Source organism: Chryseobacterium sp. TB1-D10 (genome assembly GCF_059803555.1).
Map to the genome: position 1 here is coordinate 55881 of NZ_JAPFHB010000003.1, position 16717 is coordinate 72597.

Annotated in this window: 13 protein-coding genes; 11 read left to right on the forward strand and 2 right to left on the reverse strand. The window is 36.5% G+C overall.

Going from position 1 to position 16717, the window contains the following annotated elements; translation table 11 throughout:
• The first annotated feature begins 2 nt into the window (after positions 1-2).
• From OPU68_RS04755 to OPU68_RS04800, 10 genes are all read left to right on the forward strand, one after another.
• The gene (locus OPU68_RS04755; RefSeq protein ID WP_498472857.1) at positions 3-809 is read left to right on the forward strand and encodes a DUF4249 domain-containing protein; all 807 of its coding nucleotides are present in this window, start codon (positions 3-5) and stop codon (positions 807-809) included.
• Between the two features lie 237 nt (positions 810-1046).
• Positions 1047-1904 carry an ATP phosphoribosyltransferase gene (hisG, locus tag OPU68_RS04760; protein WP_498472858.1) on the forward strand — a complete coding sequence of 286 codons (858 nt, stop codon included), beginning with the start codon at positions 1047-1049 and terminating at the stop codon, positions 1902-1904.
• Positions 1904-3196, forward strand: coding sequence for a histidinol dehydrogenase (gene hisD / locus OPU68_RS04765; RefSeq protein WP_498473184.1), 1293 nt, complete (start codon positions 1904-1906; stop codon positions 3194-3196). The genes hisG and hisD overlap by 1 nt, the downstream gene beginning before the upstream one ends.
• Positions 3186-4217 carry a histidinol-phosphate transaminase gene (gene hisC, locus OPU68_RS04770; RefSeq protein WP_498472859.1) on the forward strand — a complete coding sequence of 344 codons (1032 nt, stop codon included), beginning with the start codon at positions 3186-3188 and terminating at the stop codon, positions 4215-4217. The genes hisD and hisC overlap by 11 nt, the downstream gene beginning before the upstream one ends.
• Position 4218: 1 nt before the next feature.
• Positions 4219-5352 (forward strand): bifunctional histidinol-phosphatase/imidazoleglycerol-phosphate dehydratase HisB, encoded by a 1134-nt coding sequence (gene hisB / locus OPU68_RS04775; RefSeq protein WP_498472860.1) that lies wholly within the window; start codon positions 4219-4221, stop codon positions 5350-5352.
• Between the two features lie 72 nt (positions 5353-5424).
• Positions 5425-6006, forward strand: coding sequence for an imidazole glycerol phosphate synthase subunit HisH (gene hisH, locus OPU68_RS04780; protein ID WP_498472861.1), 582 nt, complete (start codon positions 5425-5427; stop codon positions 6004-6006).
• A 162-nt stretch (positions 6007-6168) separates the two neighbouring features.
• A complete protein-coding gene (hisA, locus tag OPU68_RS04785) occupies positions 6169-6885 on the forward strand; it encodes a 1-(5-phosphoribosyl)-5-[(5-phosphoribosylamino)methylideneamino]imidazole-4-carboxamide isomerase (protein ID WP_498472862.1) in 717 nt (238 codons plus the stop codon).
• On the forward strand, positions 6885-7637 hold the full coding sequence (gene hisF, locus OPU68_RS04790; protein WP_498472863.1) for an imidazole glycerol phosphate synthase subunit HisF: 753 nt from the start codon (positions 6885-6887) through the stop codon (positions 7635-7637). Before hisA ends, hisF begins: the two co-directional genes overlap by 1 nt.
• A complete protein-coding gene (hisIE, locus tag OPU68_RS04795; protein ID WP_498472864.1) occupies positions 7634-8221 on the forward strand; it encodes a bifunctional phosphoribosyl-AMP cyclohydrolase/phosphoribosyl-ATP diphosphatase HisIE in 588 nt (195 codons plus the stop codon). The genes hisF and hisIE overlap by 4 nt, the downstream gene beginning before the upstream one ends.
• A gap of 157 nt (positions 8222-8378) precedes the next feature.
• A complete protein-coding gene (locus tag OPU68_RS04800) occupies positions 8379-8933 on the forward strand; it encodes a YciE/YciF ferroxidase family protein (protein ID WP_498472865.1) in 555 nt (184 codons plus the stop codon).
• A gap of 123 nt (positions 8934-9056) precedes the next feature.
• Here OPU68_RS04800 and OPU68_RS04805 read toward each other — a convergent pair whose 3' ends face one another.
• Positions 9057-10904 (reverse strand): chloride channel protein, encoded by a 1848-nt coding sequence (locus tag OPU68_RS04805; protein WP_498472866.1) that lies wholly within the window; start codon positions 10902-10904, stop codon positions 9057-9059.
• 223 nt (positions 10905-11127) lie between these two features.
• Positions 11128-14805: an FIDD domain-containing protein gene (locus OPU68_RS04810; protein WP_498472867.1), complete on the reverse strand. Its 3678-nt coding sequence runs from the start codon at positions 14803-14805 to the stop codon at positions 11128-11130.
• Positions 14806-15360: 555 nt separating this feature from the next.
• Here OPU68_RS04810 and OPU68_RS04815 point away from each other — a divergent pair.
• The gene (locus tag OPU68_RS04815) at positions 15361-16611 is read left to right on the forward strand and encodes a pectate lyase family protein (protein ID WP_498472868.1); all 1251 of its coding nucleotides are present in this window, start codon (positions 15361-15363) and stop codon (positions 16609-16611) included.
• Positions 16612-16717: the final 106 nt, after the last annotated feature.

The window sequence follows — 16717 nt, forward strand, 5'->3', positions numbered from 1 at the left end:
TTATGAAAAATATACTATTCATCATACTATCATTCTTTCTGATTGTCTCTTGTGAAAAAGAAATCGATCCTGATTTGGAAGATCAGAGTGGAAAAATCGTAATTGAAGGAAATATCACAGACCAAGCCGGACCATATTTTGTGAGAATTACAAAGTCAGTCGCCTTCACCAATGGAAATGAATATCCAGCAATTAAAGATGCACAAGTTACTTTGAGCGACAATCTTGGTCAGTCGGAAGTTTTACAATATGCCGGAAACGGATACTATAAATCTTCAATTATTCAAGGACAATCTGGACGAACCTACACTTTGAAAATTCTCGCAGAAGGAACAGAATATGTTGCGCAATGCAAAATGCCTGAATCGGTCGACTTTGAAGGATTGGAACAGGATTCTTTTTTAGTAGCAGGCGAAACGAGTTACACACTTTTACCACTTTTTACAGATCCTCCAGCTCTGGGAAACCGTTATCTTTTCAGCTATTTTGTAAATGATCGTTCCAAGAAGAATTTCTTAGAGTTTTCTGATAATGTTAATAACGGATTACCAAACCAAAGACCGCTTTTACTTCCAAATGATGATGAGGATGGAAGTGTAAAAGTAAAAGTGGGCGATACAATTACCGTAGAGATGAACTGTATAGATGACAAAGTTTACACATTTTACTCAGCATTACTTCAGCTTTCCAGTGGCGGTGGACCTGGCGGTGGGATTACACCTGCCAATCCGCCAGGCAACATTAGCAATGGTGCTTTAGGGTATTTTTCTGCACATACGGTCCGTGTAAAAACTGTAGTGATAGAATAAAAACTGAAATTATCTGTAATTTTTTTGTCTATATCAATTTAAGTTCTATATCTTTGTCCCAAGAAAATATCAAAATGACTACAATACTTATGCATCATCATCACCATTTCCTCGCACAGACGGGAAGGTAGTGATATGTCATAACTTCTAAAAATATAAACCGTCTGAGTAATCAGTCGGTTTTTTTTATTCCAAAAATTCTCCTGTCGTTTACTCGGACTTATGTCAAAATCTAAAATGAGTAAACTGAAATTAGCCTTACAAAAAAGCGGTCGACTGAGCGAAAAGTCTCTGAAACTCCTCGAAGAATGCGGAATCAAAATCTCCAACGGCACCAGAAAACTGAAAGCTGTTTCGTCTAATTTTCCTCTGGAAATTCTATTTCTACGAGACGATGATATTCCGCAATACGTGGAACAAGGCGTTGCCGATATTGGAATCCTTGGACTGAATGAAGTTCTGGAGCAGAAAAAACAAATCGAAACAATTCAGAAATTGGGATTTGCACAATGCCGATTGTCTTTGGCAATTCCGAAAGAAGAAAGTTATAATGGAATTCAATATTTCGAAGGCAAAAAAATTGCGACGTCTTATCCTGAGATTCTTTCCAACTATTTCCAAGAAAAAAATATTAATGCACAAATCGAAAAGATTGGTGGAAGCGTAGAAATAGCGCCTGGAATTGGACTTTCCGATGCGATTTTCGACATCATCAGCACAGGTTCTACTCTACTCACAAACGGTCTGAAAGAAGTAGAAACTGTTGTGGAAAGCGAAGCTGTTTTGGTCTCCAACAATGATTTGTCCGAAGATAAAAAAGAAATTCTCCAAAAACTATTATTCCGAATCAACGCCGTCAAAGAAGCTTCCGAAAGCAAATATATTCTTCTGAATGTTCCCAATGAAAACTTGGAAAAAATCATCAATATTTTGCCCGGAATGAAATCTCCAACGATTCTTCCATTGGCGGAAAGCGGTTGGTCATCCATCCACTCGGTCATCAAAGAAGACCAATTTTGGGAAGTCATAGAGAAGTTGAAAAATGAAGGTGCGCAGGGAATTTTAGTTTTAGAAATCGAAAAAATGATATTATGATGAAGCAATATAAATATCCAAATATTTCTGAATGGAAATCACTTTGCGAAAGACCTTTACAAAATCAGGAAAACCTTTCTGAGCAAGTCAATTCTGTTTTTGATGAAGTGAAAATTAATGGCGATAAAGCATTGAAGCTCTTCACAGAAAAATTTGATAGCGTTGTTTTAAATGATTTAAAAGTTTCAGAGATAGAACTTGAAGAAGCTAAAAACTCTGTTTCTGATGAATTAAAATCAGCGATAAAAACAGCTTCAGAAAACATCAGAAAATTTCACGCATCTCAACAAGAAGAGAAGAAAATCATTGAAACGACGGAAGGTGTTTTTTGCTGGCGAGAAAGCCGGACGATTGAAAATATTGGAATCTATATTCCTGGAGGAACCGCACCTTTGTTCTCTACGGTTTTGATGTTGGGAATTCCTGCAAACATCGCAGGTTGCAAAAATATTGCGATTTGTTCGCCTCCAGATAAAGATGGAAAAATCAATCCTGCGATTTTGTTTACGGCTGATTTGGTTGGAATTAAAAAAGTTTTTAAAGTTGGTGGAAGTCAAGCGATTGCAGGTTTGACGTTTGGAACAGAAACCATTCCCAAAGTTGATAAAATCTTCGGACCAGGAAATCAATATGTGACTTTTGCGAAACAATTGGCGCTCAATTATAATGTCGCCATCGATATTCCGGCTGGTCCAAGTGAAGTTTTGGTGATTGCTGATGAAAGTTCGATTCCAGAATTTGTAGCGTCGGATTTATTGTCTCAAGCAGAACACGGAACCGATTCTCAAGTGATTTTGTTGAGTAATTCTGAAACAGTTATCAATGAAATTAATATCGAAATCGAAAAACAACTCAAAGAATTACCACGTAACGAAATCGCTAAAATCGCATTACAAAACAGCAAATCAATTTTGCTCAATTCCATTGACGAAGCTATTGATTTTTCTAATTTTTATGCGCCAGAACATTTGATTTTATCAATCGAAAACGCTGAAAATTTTACTAATAAAATCACAAATGCAGGTTCTGTTTTCTTAGGAAACTACAGTCCGGAAAGTGCAGGCGATTACGCTTCCGGAACCAATCATACTTTGCCAACAAACGGTTTTGCTAAAAATTACAGCGGTGTTTCTCTGGATAGTTTTGTGAAGAAAATCACTTTTCAAAATATCACAAAAAATGGAATTCAAAACATCGGAAAAACCATCGAATTAATGGCTGAAGCCGAAGAATTGATGGCTCACAAAAATGCAGTTTCTATCAGATTAAAATATTTAGAAAATGAAAATTGATATTCAAAAATTAGTCAGAAAAAATATTCTGAATCTCAAACCTTATTCTTCCGCAAGAGACGAATTCGAAGGTGAGAACGGTATTTTTCTGGACGCCAACGAAAATCCATTCGGGGAATTGAACCGTTATCCTGACCCTTATCAACGGAAAATCAAGCAAAAATTGAGTGCAATTAATCAGATTTCTGCAGACAATATTTTCCTTGGAAACGGAAGCGACGAAGTGATTGACTTAGCTTTTAGAATATTTTGTGAGCCTGGAAAAGATAAGGTTTTGACATTTTCTCCAACTTACGGAATGTATGAAGTTTCGGCTAGTATCAATAATGTAGAACTCATCAATCTGGAATTGAATAATGATTTTCAAATCGATTTGAAGACTTTAAAACCATATTTAAACGACGAAAATCTGAAAATTATTTTCATCTGCTCACCAAATAATCCAACAGGGAATTCTATTGAAAACATTAAATACATTCTAGATAATTTCAACGGAATTGTCTTTATTGATGAAGCTTATATCGATTTTAGTCCGGAAGAAAGTTTCAGAAATCAAATTAAAAGATATCCGAATCTTATTGTCAGTCAGACTTTCAGTAAAGCTTGGGGAATGGCTTCAGTTCGGGTTGGAATTGCTTATGCTTCTGACGAAATTATCAAATTTTACAATAAGACGAAACCGCCTTACAACATCAGTCAACTTAATCAAAATGCAGTTCTTGATGTTTTGAATGATGAAAATATTAGACTCGTCCAAGATAATATCAAACTAATTTTAAAGGAGAAAAAACTTTTGATTCAAAGTTTAAAAGAAATGAATTTGGTCAAAAAAATATTTCCTTCTGACGCCAATTTTATTTTAATCGAAGTAGAAAATGCAGACGAAATCTATCAAAAATTAGTAGATAAAAATGTCATTGTCCGAAACCGAAATTCAGTCATCAAAAATTGTTTGAGAATCACAATTGGTTCTCCAGAAGAAAATTTAAAATTGATAGAAACCTTAAAATCAATTAATTAAAATGAAAAAATTACTATTTATAGATAGAGATGGAACATTGATTCTCGAGCCGGAAGATTATCAGGTCGATTCTTTTCAAAAGCTTAAATTCTATCCGCAGGTTTTCACTTATCTTTCAAAAATCGTGAACGAATTGGATTACGAGTTGGTAATGGTGACCAATCAGGACGGTTTGGGAACAGATTCTCATCCCGAAGAAAGTTTTTGGACGATACAGAATTTTATCATTGAAACTTTTGAAAGTCAAGACATTATATTTAAAGATATTTTCATTGATAAAACCTTCGCAAAAGATAATGCGCCCACCAGAAAACCGAACACTGGACTTTTGACCAAATATTTTTATAAAGATAGTTACGATTTAGAAAATTCCTTTGTCATCGGCGACCGGATTACAGATGTGAAACTGGCTAAAAACCTAAATTCAAAAGCAATTTTTATTAACACTGATGAGAATCTTGGCTTAGAAGAGATCCTGGAAAATGATAATCTGGATGACACGATTGCTTTAAAATCTACTTCCTGGAAAGAAATCTACGAATTTCTAAAACTCGAAAACAGAACTGCAGAAATCATCAGAAATACGAACGAAACCAAAATTAAAATCAACCTAAACCTCGACGGAACCGGAAAATCCAACATCGAAACCGGAATTCCGTTTTTCAATCATATGCTAGACCAGATTGCAAAACACGGTCAGATGGATTTGGATATCAAGGTTGAAGGCGATTTGGAAGTGGACGAACACCATACGATTGAAGACACTGGAATTGCCCTCGGAGAAGCATTTTATCAAGCCTTAGGAAATAAATTAGGAATCGAGCGTTACGCTTTTGTTTTGCCGATGGACGATTGTCTGGCTCAGGTTGCGTTGGATTTTGGAGGACGAAATTGGATTGTTTGGGAAGCGGATTTCAAACGCGAAATGATTGGGAAAATGCCCACCGAAATGTTCTTTCATTTCTTCAAATCCTTCTCCGATTCGGCAAGAGCAAATCTCAATATCAAAGCGGATGGCGACAACGAGCACCACAAAATAGAATCGATTTTCAAAGCCTTCGCAAAATGTCTGAAATCTGCTGTAAAACGAGATTCGGACAAAATGATTTTACCATCAACAAAAGGAATGTTGTAGGAGACAATTAGATAATAGACGGATAGATGATAGACTTTGAATCTTGTATCTATAATCTTAAAATTAAAAATAATGAATACAGTTATCATAGATTACAAAGCCGGAAATGTTCAAAGTCTGCTGTTTGCCATAGAAAGACTTGGTTTTTCGGCGAAAATAACGAGCAATCCAGACGAGATTTCCAACGCCGACAAAGTCATTTTTCCAGGCGTTGGCGAAGCGTCTTTTGCGATGAATTCTTTGCGGGAAGCCCAGTTGGATTCGCTGATTCCGGAGCTCAAACAGCCACTTTTGGGAATTTGCCTAGGGATGCAATTGCTTTGCAAAGACTCGGAGGAGAGCAATACGAAAGCTCTCGGAATCTTCGACGTTTCGGTCAGGAAATTTCCGGATTCGGTTTTGGTTCCGCAGATTGGCTGGAACCAGATTTACGATTTGAGATCCGATTTGTTCAAAGAAATTCCGGAGCAGACATACACGTATCTCGTTCACAGTTACTACGTTGCGAAAAACGAAAATATGATTTCGACCACAGATTATTCCGAAGCATATAGCACGGCTTTGCAAAAAGACAACTTTTTCGGCGTTCAGTTTCATCCCGAGAAAAGTGGAATCTTGGGAAGCAAAATATTAGAAAACTTTTTAAAATTATAACTTGAATAAAAATGTTTTGGGCGCCTTCATCCGTCCTCCACTCCCGCTTTTTTGTGCCAAGGCTTTTCCAAGGCTTACAAAAAGAGCTCCGTTCAGGCCGGGGCGCGCTTCGCAAGTATCGAAGTTTTCCCTATCAATCGAACATTAAAGTAAAATAGAAAAATGAGAATCATCCCAGCAATAGACATCATCAACGGCGAATGTGTCCGGCTTTCCAAAGGCGATTACAATCAGAAAACAATTTATAATTCCAATGTTTTGGACGTTGCCAAAAACTTCGAAGACAACGGAATTCAGTTTCTGCATTTGGTAGATTTGGACGGCGCAAAACAAAACCAAATCATCAATTATAAAATCTTAGAACAGATATCAGCAGAAACGAATTTAATCATCGATTTCGGTGGCGGTTTGAAATCCCAAAAAGACATTGAAATCGCCTTTGAAAGTGGCGCCAATCAAGTCACGCTAGGAAGTGTTGCTGTGAAAAATCCAGAATTATTTCAAGTGAGTTTTGAAAAATATGGAGCCGAAAAAATTATTTTGGGCGCAGATGCAAAAAAGGAAAAAATTGCAGTTTCGGGTTGGCTGGAAGAAAGTGAAGCGAATATTTATGATTTCATCAAAGAAAAAACAGAATCTAGAATCAAATACGTCATCTCTACAGATATTGACAAAGACGGAATGTTGGAAGGTCCTTCTTTTGAATTATATCGAAAAATAATTTCGCAAAATCCTGAAATTAAATTGATTGCTTCTGGTGGAATTACCTTTGTAGAAGATTTGGAAAAGCTAATATCCATCGGTTGTGAAGGTGCAATCATCGGGAAAGCTTTGTATGAAAACAGGATTACGTTCAACGATTTAAAACCATTTCTCTAATGTTAGCAAAAAGAATCATTCCGTGTCTCGACATCAAGAACGGAGAAACGGTGAAAGGCGTCAATTTCTTAGATTTAAAAGAAGTTGGAAATCCTATAGAAATGGCCATCAAATATTCTGAACAAGGTGCTGACGAATTGGTTTTTCTGGATATTTCTGCAACTGACGAACGTAGGAAAACCTTAATTCCATTAGTTAAAGAAATCGCGAATAATATCAATATTCCGTTTACTGTTGGCGGTGGAATCAATGCTTTGGAAAATGTCGAGGAACTTTTGAAAAATGGCGCGGATAAAATTACAATCAATTCAGCATCGTTATCGAATCCAAATTTGATAACAGAAGTTGCCAAACGTTTTGGTTCGCAATGTATGGTTTTGGCGATTGATACAAAATTCGTTAGAAATCAAAATAAAGTTTTCAGCAACGGCGGAAAAATCGAGACTGGAAAAGAACTATTTTCCTGGGCAAAAGAAGTTGAAAATCTCGGAGCTGGCGAGATCTTATTAACCTCTATGAATACAGACGGAACGAAAGCTGGATTTGCGATTGACATTACCAAAACACTTTCAGAATTAATCAATATTCCAGTAATTGCTTCCGGAGGCGCAGGAACAATGAAACATTTTGAAGATGTTTTCAAGGAAACGAAAGCAACCGGAGCTTTGGCGGCGAGTATTTTTCACTTCAATGAAATCGGAATTCCGGAACTAAAAAATTATTTAAAATCTAAAAACTTACCCATACGATGACTATAAAATTTGATGAAAACACAGGCTTGATTCCCGTCATTATTCAGGATTATCTTAATCTGAAAGTCCTGATGCTGGGCTATATGAATCAGGAAGCATTTGATAAAACTTTACATGAAAAGAAAGTCACTTTTTTCTCCCGTTCCAAAAACAGACTTTGGACAAAAGGTGAAACTTCTGAAAACTTTCTTGAATTAGTTGATTGGAAAATCGATTGTGACCAAGATACGATTTTGATTAAAGCAAAACCACTTGGACCAACTTGTCACAAAGGCACAACGACTTGTTTTGCAGAAGAAACTGAGAAAGGATTTCTGTACGAATTACAACAAACGATTTCGGATAAAATTGATAGCGATGACGAAAGTTCTTACACGAATGAACTTTACAAAAGAGGCATCAACAAAGTCGCGCAAAAAGTGGGCGAAGAAGCTGTAGAACTCGTCATAGAAGCGAAGGATGACAACAATGATTTATTCCTAAATGAAGCCGCAGATTTGATGTATCACTATCTGATTTTGTTGAAAGCGAAAGGTTTTACTTTGGAAGTTGTTGAGAGAATTTTAAAATTGAGAAAACGCTAAAGCTTGGTCAGGCATTTATTTAATAATTGTATTATGAATGGCGATGGATTTTTGCTAGAAAGTGTTATGATTCAGGTCATATTGTAAGGTTTTTAGACGTGCTAACTTTAAACTTAATATTAATTGAAACAAATCATATCACTAATTATTAAAATTTATGAATTCTAAAACAAAAACAACACCTGCGACTAGCGCAGAAAAGAAAACGCCTGCAAAAAATGATGCAGCCAAAGAACTGAAAGATCTTTTCGAAGATAGCTTAAAAGACATTTATTGGGCAGAGAAAGCCTTGGTAAAAGCTTTGCCGAAATTACATAAAAATGCCACAGATGAATCGTTGAAAAAAGCGATAGAACAACATTTGGCTGAAACCAAAGAGCATGTCAGCAGATTAGAGGCAACGTTTGATTCTATTGGTGTGAAAGCGCAGGCAAAAAAATGTGATGCTATGCAGGGTTTGCTGGACGAAGCAGATAGTATCATAGAGGAAACAGAACCTGGAACTGCGCGCGACGCCGGAATCATTGCTGCTGCTCAAAAGGTGGAGCATTATGAGATTGCTACATATGGTACTTTGTCAGCATTTGCTAAAGTTCTGAAAGAAAAAGATGCTCTCAAAAACCTTCTTACGACGTTGGAAGAAGAAAAAAATTGTGATAGTCTTTTAACTCAGCTTGCAGATACCAATCTGAACAGTAAAGCCGATAAATAATCATCCACAGATCTCAGAAATAATTTTTTTACTTTTTTTTATATCAAGGAACTGCTATTGTATCTTACAATGGCAGTTTTTTTCTGAGACTTGCCGTGATGATTTGTCTTTGGATGAAGTAAGTTATTCCGAATAGCCTTTCAGCACTTGTCTGTAGCTCATAAGAATGGATGACTTAGAAATAAATCCTACAAAAATATTGTCTGATGTTACCACTGGCAGATTCCAAAAACCTGTATCGTCAAAGATCTGAAGGATTTCCAATGGTTTATCCTCCGGTTTTATCAACGCTGGAGGTGCTTTCATGATCTTGGTAATAGGCAGCGTTGCGTTATTATCCTGATTGAAAAGATAAGGTCTGATGTCATCCAGAGTAAGAACTCCCTTTAATTTCTTGAGATCATCAACCACCGCAAACAAGTTTTTGTTTCCATTTTTCACCAATTCAAAAAGATCTGTTATAGACGCTTTTTCGTTGATTGTCTGGGAATACTTATCAATGAAATCTTCTGTATGCAAAGAAAACAACAGATTCTTGTCGTGTTCGTTTGTAAATATTTTACCTTGGTCCGCAAGAGATTTTAATTCCGGAGATATTGGCGAAAACCATTTTGCAATGAGATAAGAAATCACAGAAACAATCATCAAGGGAATGAACAAATCATACCCAAAGCTGGATTCTGCAATCAGAAATATAGCTGTCAGCGGTGCGTAAAGTACGCCGCTCATTGCTCCTGCCATTCCTACCAAAACCAGATTTGTCACTGGTACATCCTTGAACCCAATCTGCTGACAAATCACTGCAAACAAAAAACCGACTGTCCCGCCTGCAAAAAGTGATGGCGCAAAATTACCGCCATTTCCGCCACTGAAAATTGTGAAAGATGTTGCAAAAGCCTTTAATAGGCAAATTAGAACCAAAAAAACAATAATTGTCCATTCTTTGAGTTCAAAATATCTGAAAAAACTGTTTTGAATAATAGCATTGGTATCACCATTTGTAAAAGCCTTTACCGTCTCGTATCCTTCCCCGAATAGAGGTGGAAAAAGAACACAGAGAATTGATAAAATAGTACCTCCCAACATTGCTTTTCGGATTCGGGAAATGTTGAGTTTTTTGAGAAAATGCTCTACTTTCTGAGAAATAATTAAGAAATATCTGGCATATAAACCAGTTACAATTCCCAATATAAAATAGTAGGGGAGATTCTTATAATTGAAAGCTTCTCTCGTGTAGAATCTAAACAGTACATCTTCCTGAAGTAAAATTCTGGACAGCAAGCTACCGCAGACTGCCGCGACTACCAGTGGGATGAAATCTGTAAAAACCACGCCGGTCAGGAGGATTTCAAAAGCAAACATTATCCCGGCAATCGGTGCATTGAAAGCAGATGCAATGCCGGCAGTAGCGCCAGCAGCCAAAAGCAATGTCCGTTCTTTATAATTCAGCCTGTATGTCTGTGCATAGTTTGATCCGATAGCGGCACCTGTGACAGCAATTGGACTTTCCAGTCCTGCAGATCCTCCAAGCCCAACAGTGATTGCGCTTTGGACAATTTGAGAATAAGTTTTGACAAAAGAAACGATGCTCGAGTTTTGGGCAATCTCATATAAAATTGCACCAATTCCCTTTCTGTCCTGCCCTTTGAATACGGTGAGAACAATACTCGTCGTGAGAACAATTCCCAGAAAAGGAAATATGAAATAAAAAAGAATCTGATATTCAAAATGGATCTTATTCGTAATAAAAAAATGAATATTGTGAACAATTGTTTTCAGTAAAACTCCCGCTAATCCAGCGGTACAACCTACGAGAATCCCGGAAAGCAAAAGGAACTGACTGCGGCTGAGTCTGTTGTTTAGCCAGTGAAGAATCAATTCATAACTGCGTGCTTTTTCAAGTCCATATTGCTGAAAGTCTCTTTTGAACTTCAGAAAACTTAGAAATCTTTTTTTATTATGAATTTTCACTTGATATAAATTGCTGGGAGGTCAAAATGGTTTTATAAAAGTCCATTTTTTATTTTGGATTGATGACAAATATACTGAAATGAAATGTTATGACCGGCGCAATTAATCAAGAAATCGTCATATTATCAACACGAACTAATCGGTATTGAAATTTTGAAGTTCTTTATTTTAAGTGAAGGAAATCTGCCTTAAGCTTGTATTTTAAAAGCAAATTAGAAAGAAATTAATTTCGATTTTTCAAAAGTATCCACCCTGTAATTGTTTTGTCTGGTAATATCATAACATACCAATAACTGGCCGTTGGTAAACTTCTTCCTTTGAATTTTCCATCCCATACGAAACTCTCGGTACTTGTTTCTTCATAAACCATAATTCCATTTAGGTCATATATCCTGATGGTTGACGGTACATTATTAAAAATATTCAGATTTCGGAATGTCCATTTATCATTTTTACCATCTTCATTCGGAGTTATCACATTAGTCACTTTCACGGCCAAACCATTTTTTGAGTCGCCTAAACATTCTGAATCTTCGAATCTTACATAGAAAGTGACAGGGCCAGGTGTCAGATTTTCGAAAATATTGGACTCTTGCCAGTTGATATTATCAATAGAATAAAGAATCTTCTTACTGCCAGTCGCTACAATGTGGTAAGAGTTTGCAGATAAGCCTATTAATTGTGTGATAATGGGAACTTCATACGCTTTGATGTCAAAATAATCAGTATGGCTGCAGCCCGTTGCACTGCGAATGGTTAGCGAGTATTTGCCTTCTGTCATTATGTCTTTGATGTATTTTTCTTTTGAAATAATTTCACCGGGAGGATTTTTCCAAATGTATTCTACAGGATCAAGATATAATAGATCCGGTTCTATTGTAATTCCCACGCCAGGGCAAAAATAGTAGGTGTCAAGATCATAAACTGGTGCTTTTTTTAGATTAATATTAATTTTCACTAATGCCGGACAAAATCCATTCTTTGAAACATTGACGAAAACTACAGGCGGATGATTAGTATTGTCATAAGCATAAGCAGAAATGTCTGTAATTCTGTTTGTATCATTATTAAGGTCTTGTAAAGTTGGATAGTAAAGGTAGCTTGCTCCGGTGGTGATTTGATTTTCAAATTGGCTGAGGTTAACAATTTCTTTACCGTCGTTTAAGTCGTCACATTTTTCTATTTCAAAATTATCATTAAGAATAGAAAGTCCGGTGCCGAGAGTAAAATCAATTGGTGCGGGCAAGGTAAAACACCCTGCAATATTTTCTACGAGAACATAAATTCTGCTAGGGAAAGGTTTTTGTGAAAAATTTTCGGGATTAGGAATCGGTTTGTTGGCCGCAACATCTGCGAGTGTGAGATAAAATCTAAAATTATTTTCCGGATCAGTCTCACTTACCATATTCTCTGTGAATTCCGGCAGAAGCAAATTAACTTCTGGATTGCCATCAAGATTTCTATCGCAAACCTGAATGGTGGAAGGAATAGCTTTGGGTGGAAAATAGGTTTTTAAAACAAGTGGAACCACGGAGAAACAATTTGAGTTTCTTGACTGGAATCTTGTCCAAAATGTTATTGTGTTATAATAGGTGGTTTGTAAATTATTAATTTTCGAACTACCAAGGTTTGCGTCTTCTCTTGTTGCATAATGACTTATTTCCATATCAGCCAATGAATCTGTATTCTCGCTCAGATACATTTGTTTTACAGCATCGTTCAAATCATAAGTTTCTCCATAATCGTAGCCTTTATCACATTTTGCAATAAATCCCGATTTTAAGATCACAGTTGGGAGAAAACTAAAAGTGATGCTAATTTTTGCAACAGAAAAACAAGATCCTTTCGACACTTTTGCGAAGACCTCAATGTTTTTATTTATCGGGTAAGCAGCCGGTGATGAGATGGCATTCGTAAATATTCCAGTTTCGGGATTGTAGTTTTCATAATAGGTATAAGTGAAATTTTGCGTTCCTGAATATATGTTTTTCTGATATTGTGTAAGATCAAATAACTCATAGCCGTCATTATTATTATCACACTTAGGACCGAGATCTGCAATGATATAATCTTTAGTAAGCACCGGACTGGATATCAGGGTAAGTGAAACAGGATAGACTCTGTAACAGTTACCATTATCTGCAACCATATCCAGACGGACATAGATGATGTTTGATGTATTAGAAATGTTAAGTTGATAAGTCGTCAACGCACCTGAGTTTGAATTTGCAGATGCAAAATCCGGAAAATAGCTGGCCGTCACCGGTTGGCCAGCGGTCACTAAAGCATTTAATTTGCTCAATGTGATAATCTCTGTTCCATCATTCTGGAAATCACAAATATTTTGATTAGGATCAGTAATGGGATTCCGAAGTTCTATTGTAATTCTCTTAACCGTGTAGCAGCCATCCGCATTTTCGAAACGTACAAAGAAAGTGTAAATGACCACATTCCCATCTTTTGTTAGAAGCTGATTTGGTGGCAGAGCTGTACTTTCATTCGGAGTGGTTGCATCAATTAACGTAGGATAAAAAGTAACTTTAGTAATTTGCGATTTGGGTGTTGTAAGCATTTCAGGATATAGCTTGTCAAGATCTACTGCAAAATCTTCTTTACCATCGAAACAGTACAGCTTTTTGATATCAGATGCTATAATTTTATCAAGGAATGTAATATCCATATTGACAATTCCAATAATATAACAATTGCTTGTGTTCGTAACTCTTGCGTAGACGGTATATTTTCCTCCTTTAATAGTACTTAAACCGGCGCCTCCCTGTTCTGCAGCAGCTCGGCTGCTGTAGTACCGTACATTCAAGGTTGTATCTGTTGTTATCAGAGGTGTGACCAGTGTATTCCAGTCAAAAGCTTCTGAATTATCTGCATTATTGTCACATAATGTGGTCTTATAAGTTACCGGACTGTTTATCACAGGAGCGCTCCCTCCTTGGTTGTATGTTATGTCGATGTCATCACTTATTTTGAAGCTGCTGTTACAAACAGTATAATCAAGCGTAACAGTGTATTTATCGGATTTTGTAGGACATGCGTTAATCGTTGCAGTTGTTCCAACGATTTGGTTGGATGAGTTCGTCCAACTTACTTGCGGTTGTACCTGGCTTCCTGTCGGGCTGTATTTCCAGCTTTCATTACTGGTTTGCCAGATACCTCCGTTTCTTCCTGTTGGCGACAATCCATCATCTCCTGCAGCATTCATTGTTCCAATGAGTGCTTCTTTGAATCGTGCGCTGGAACAGGCCAAAGGTTTATTTTCAACGATGATATCTATTTCGTTACTGAATTCAGAAAGTACAATTTGAGACGTTGAAGTTTCTGTACAGCCAGTAATTCTGGCCCTATAGAAATTGATGATAAATTTTCTGCAAGGTGCGCTTCCTGCCACACTATAATAGATTTCTGAATCTCCTGTTCGGGAAAATATTAAATCTTGCATGACACCAAAGATCGAATTTTGTGGCAACAGATCACTAGGATTACTCGCCAGTATATTAGGGTTACTGGCTAAGCCTGCTTGTTTGGTGTCGAAAGTAATAAAGCCATTCGTGCTTATTACCAATTTATTATATGTTCCTCCATAAAAGCAAAAATTGAAAGGAAGAGGAATAATTTCGGAAAATGTATCATCTGTACTTGCGTTAAGTGGCGTACCTTGATTGAAAGGTATGATTGGGGCATAAATTTGAGGCTCAACCTTATAAGATGTGGTTAGAAATGTGGTAGGAAAGGCTGTGGTTGTCAATTCTACACAGGCACCGGCTCCGCAACTCAATTGTACAGAAGTGTTACCAAAAATATCTGTCGCAGTGATGTTTGAGCAACTCTGGGAATAGAGAAATTGACTGGAAATCAATGCTATAATAAGTAATGTTAGCTTTCTCATATCCTTGATTTTAACAATAAGTAATAGAAATTGTTACGATAACTCAGAAAAAATAAAAATCTAATAATTTTGGATTGAATATGTATTGATATTAATATCCATTTATCATTATTGATATTTTTTTCATAATACATTATTCTACACATATCATACCATATTAGTAGCCAAAGTTTGTTTTCTGCTTATTTTTTTTCATCGTTTTCCTGTATTTTTATGTTTGGAATTAATTATTACATTGAAAAAATTAATAAGATCCTGAAAGTCAAGTGTGAGCAGGATATTTATAATGGAATTGATTCGCATATTTGCTTTTAACCGCTTTAATATTTACTGTTGCAGCGATGAATCCTTTACGTTTAAAAGCAGGAAAAAATAGAAAATAGAATTTCTGTTCATGATAGAATCATTATTAATGTACTTCTGGATAGAAGCCTAAAATGGTTTCTAACTTTAATTTTCTTTAGCGAATTCAGAAAGATATTGTAAGCCTAGAGTGCAGGATGCTGCTGTTAAACTTTCGTATTATTTTAGCCTTATATCAATCACATTAATATTATGAATTCTAAATATTTATCCCTATTACTTTTTGCTTTATGCTTTGGATTGTCTAACGCGCAGCGACTTGCATTTCCCGGAGCTGAGGGCTTTGGCCGCTTCGCGTCCGGAGGACGCGGCGGGACAGTTTATCATGTGACCAATCTTAACGATGCCGGAGCAGGCTCATTCAGAGATGCAGTGAGCCAGACGGGGAGAACAGTTGTTTTTGATGTGGCCGGTGTAATCAGGATTAAAGAAAAGATAGCTGTAGCCTCAGGGATTACCATCGCAGGACAGACTTCACCCGGAACCGGCATCACCGTTTACGGAAACAGTGTCTCTTTTAGCAGCAATACCATTGTGAGATATATGAGGTTCAGAGGAAGCATAAATATGTCTAAGGGCGCTTGTACTGTAGTAGCAGATGATCTGAAGGATATTATCTTCGACCACGTTTCTATAGAATGGGGCAGATGGGATAATCTTCATGTGAAAAACAGCACCAATATTACCTTTCAATACTGCCTGATAGGTGAAGGTATAGATCCGCAGCGTTTTGGAGCCTTGCTGGAAAATCCTGAAGATATTACGGTTCATCACAGCCTGTGGATAGGAAACCAAAGCCGAAGTCCCAAAGCAAAAGCAAAAATTGAATATATTAATAATGTCGTTTACAACTGGGGTAAAAGTGCTTTCATCGGAGGACATTCTGCTCAAAACCATTATCAGGACATTGTTGGTAATTACTTTATTGCAGGACCTAGTTCTACCGATGATTTCTTAAGCATATTTACTGCTACAGATCATGTTTATCATAAAGATAATTATGCAGACCTGAATAAAGATGGCAAAGTAAACGGACGTTTGGTTACTGATGAAGATTTTATCAAGCAAACTGCTACTTTAGTTTCAAATCCATCATCCATATCCAGAAGCAATGTTAAAATAGATGCCGCTGCTGATGCATGGAAAGTAGTAATGGCAGAAGCCGGTTCTTCTTTAAAACGTGATGATGTAGATAATCGGATCATCGGTTATTTTAAAAGTCTTGGTAAAAAAGGTCAGATTTTTAAAACTGAAGCAGATGCCGGCGGACAACCTGAAGTAAAACAAGAAAATTCAAAATTAAAAGATTCGGATTCAGATGGCGTACCTGACAAATGGGAAATTAAAAATATGATGAATGTTGATGATGCTTCGGATATAGCAGTTGTAACACCATCGGGATATACGAATTTGGAAAACTACATTAACAGTTTAGTGAAATAGGATGATTATTAACCAACTTTAATGGTTAGCCTTTTTAAATCTGCCAGGAGAGTTTTAAAATTTTATAATAAATTTTATAGTAATAAGATTTAGTTTGGGGAAATTT

Excerpts from the sequence above, each read along its gene's own strand:
- hisC (WP_498472859.1), top strand. The coding sequence starts at position 3,186 with ATGAAAATTGATATTCAAAAATTAGTCAGAAAAAATATTCTGAATCTC.
- OPU68_RS04815 (WP_498472868.1), top strand. The coding sequence starts at position 15,361 with ATGAATTCTAAATATTTATCCCTATTACTTTTTGCTTTATGCTTTGGA.
- hisH (WP_498472861.1), top strand. The coding sequence starts at position 5,425 with ATGAATACAGTTATCATAGATTACAAAGCCGGAAATGTTCAAAGTCTG.
- hisB (WP_498472860.1), top strand. The coding sequence starts at position 4,219 with ATGAAAAAATTACTATTTATAGATAGAGATGGAACATTGATTCTCGAG.
- OPU68_RS04755 (WP_498472857.1), top strand. The coding sequence starts at position 3 with ATGAAAAATATACTATTCATCATACTATCATTCTTTCTGATTGTCTCT.
- hisD (WP_498473184.1), top strand. The coding sequence starts at position 1,904 with ATGAAGCAATATAAATATCCAAATATTTCTGAATGGAAATCACTTTGC.
- OPU68_RS04810 (WP_498472867.1), bottom strand. The coding sequence starts at position 14,805 with ATGAGAAAGCTAACATTACTTATTATAGCATTGATTTCCAGTCAATTT.
- hisA (WP_498472862.1), top strand. The coding sequence starts at position 6,169 with ATGAGAATCATCCCAGCAATAGACATCATCAACGGCGAATGTGTCCGG.
- hisG (WP_498472858.1), top strand. The coding sequence starts at position 1,047 with ATGAGTAAACTGAAATTAGCCTTACAAAAAAGCGGTCGACTGAGCGAA.
- hisIE (WP_498472864.1), top strand. The coding sequence starts at position 7,634 with ATGACTATAAAATTTGATGAAAACACAGGCTTGATTCCCGTCATTATT.
- OPU68_RS04800 (WP_498472865.1), top strand. The coding sequence starts at position 8,379 with ATGAATTCTAAAACAAAAACAACACCTGCGACTAGCGCAGAAAAGAAA.
- hisF (WP_498472863.1), top strand. The coding sequence starts at position 6,885 with ATGTTAGCAAAAAGAATCATTCCGTGTCTCGACATCAAGAACGGAGAA.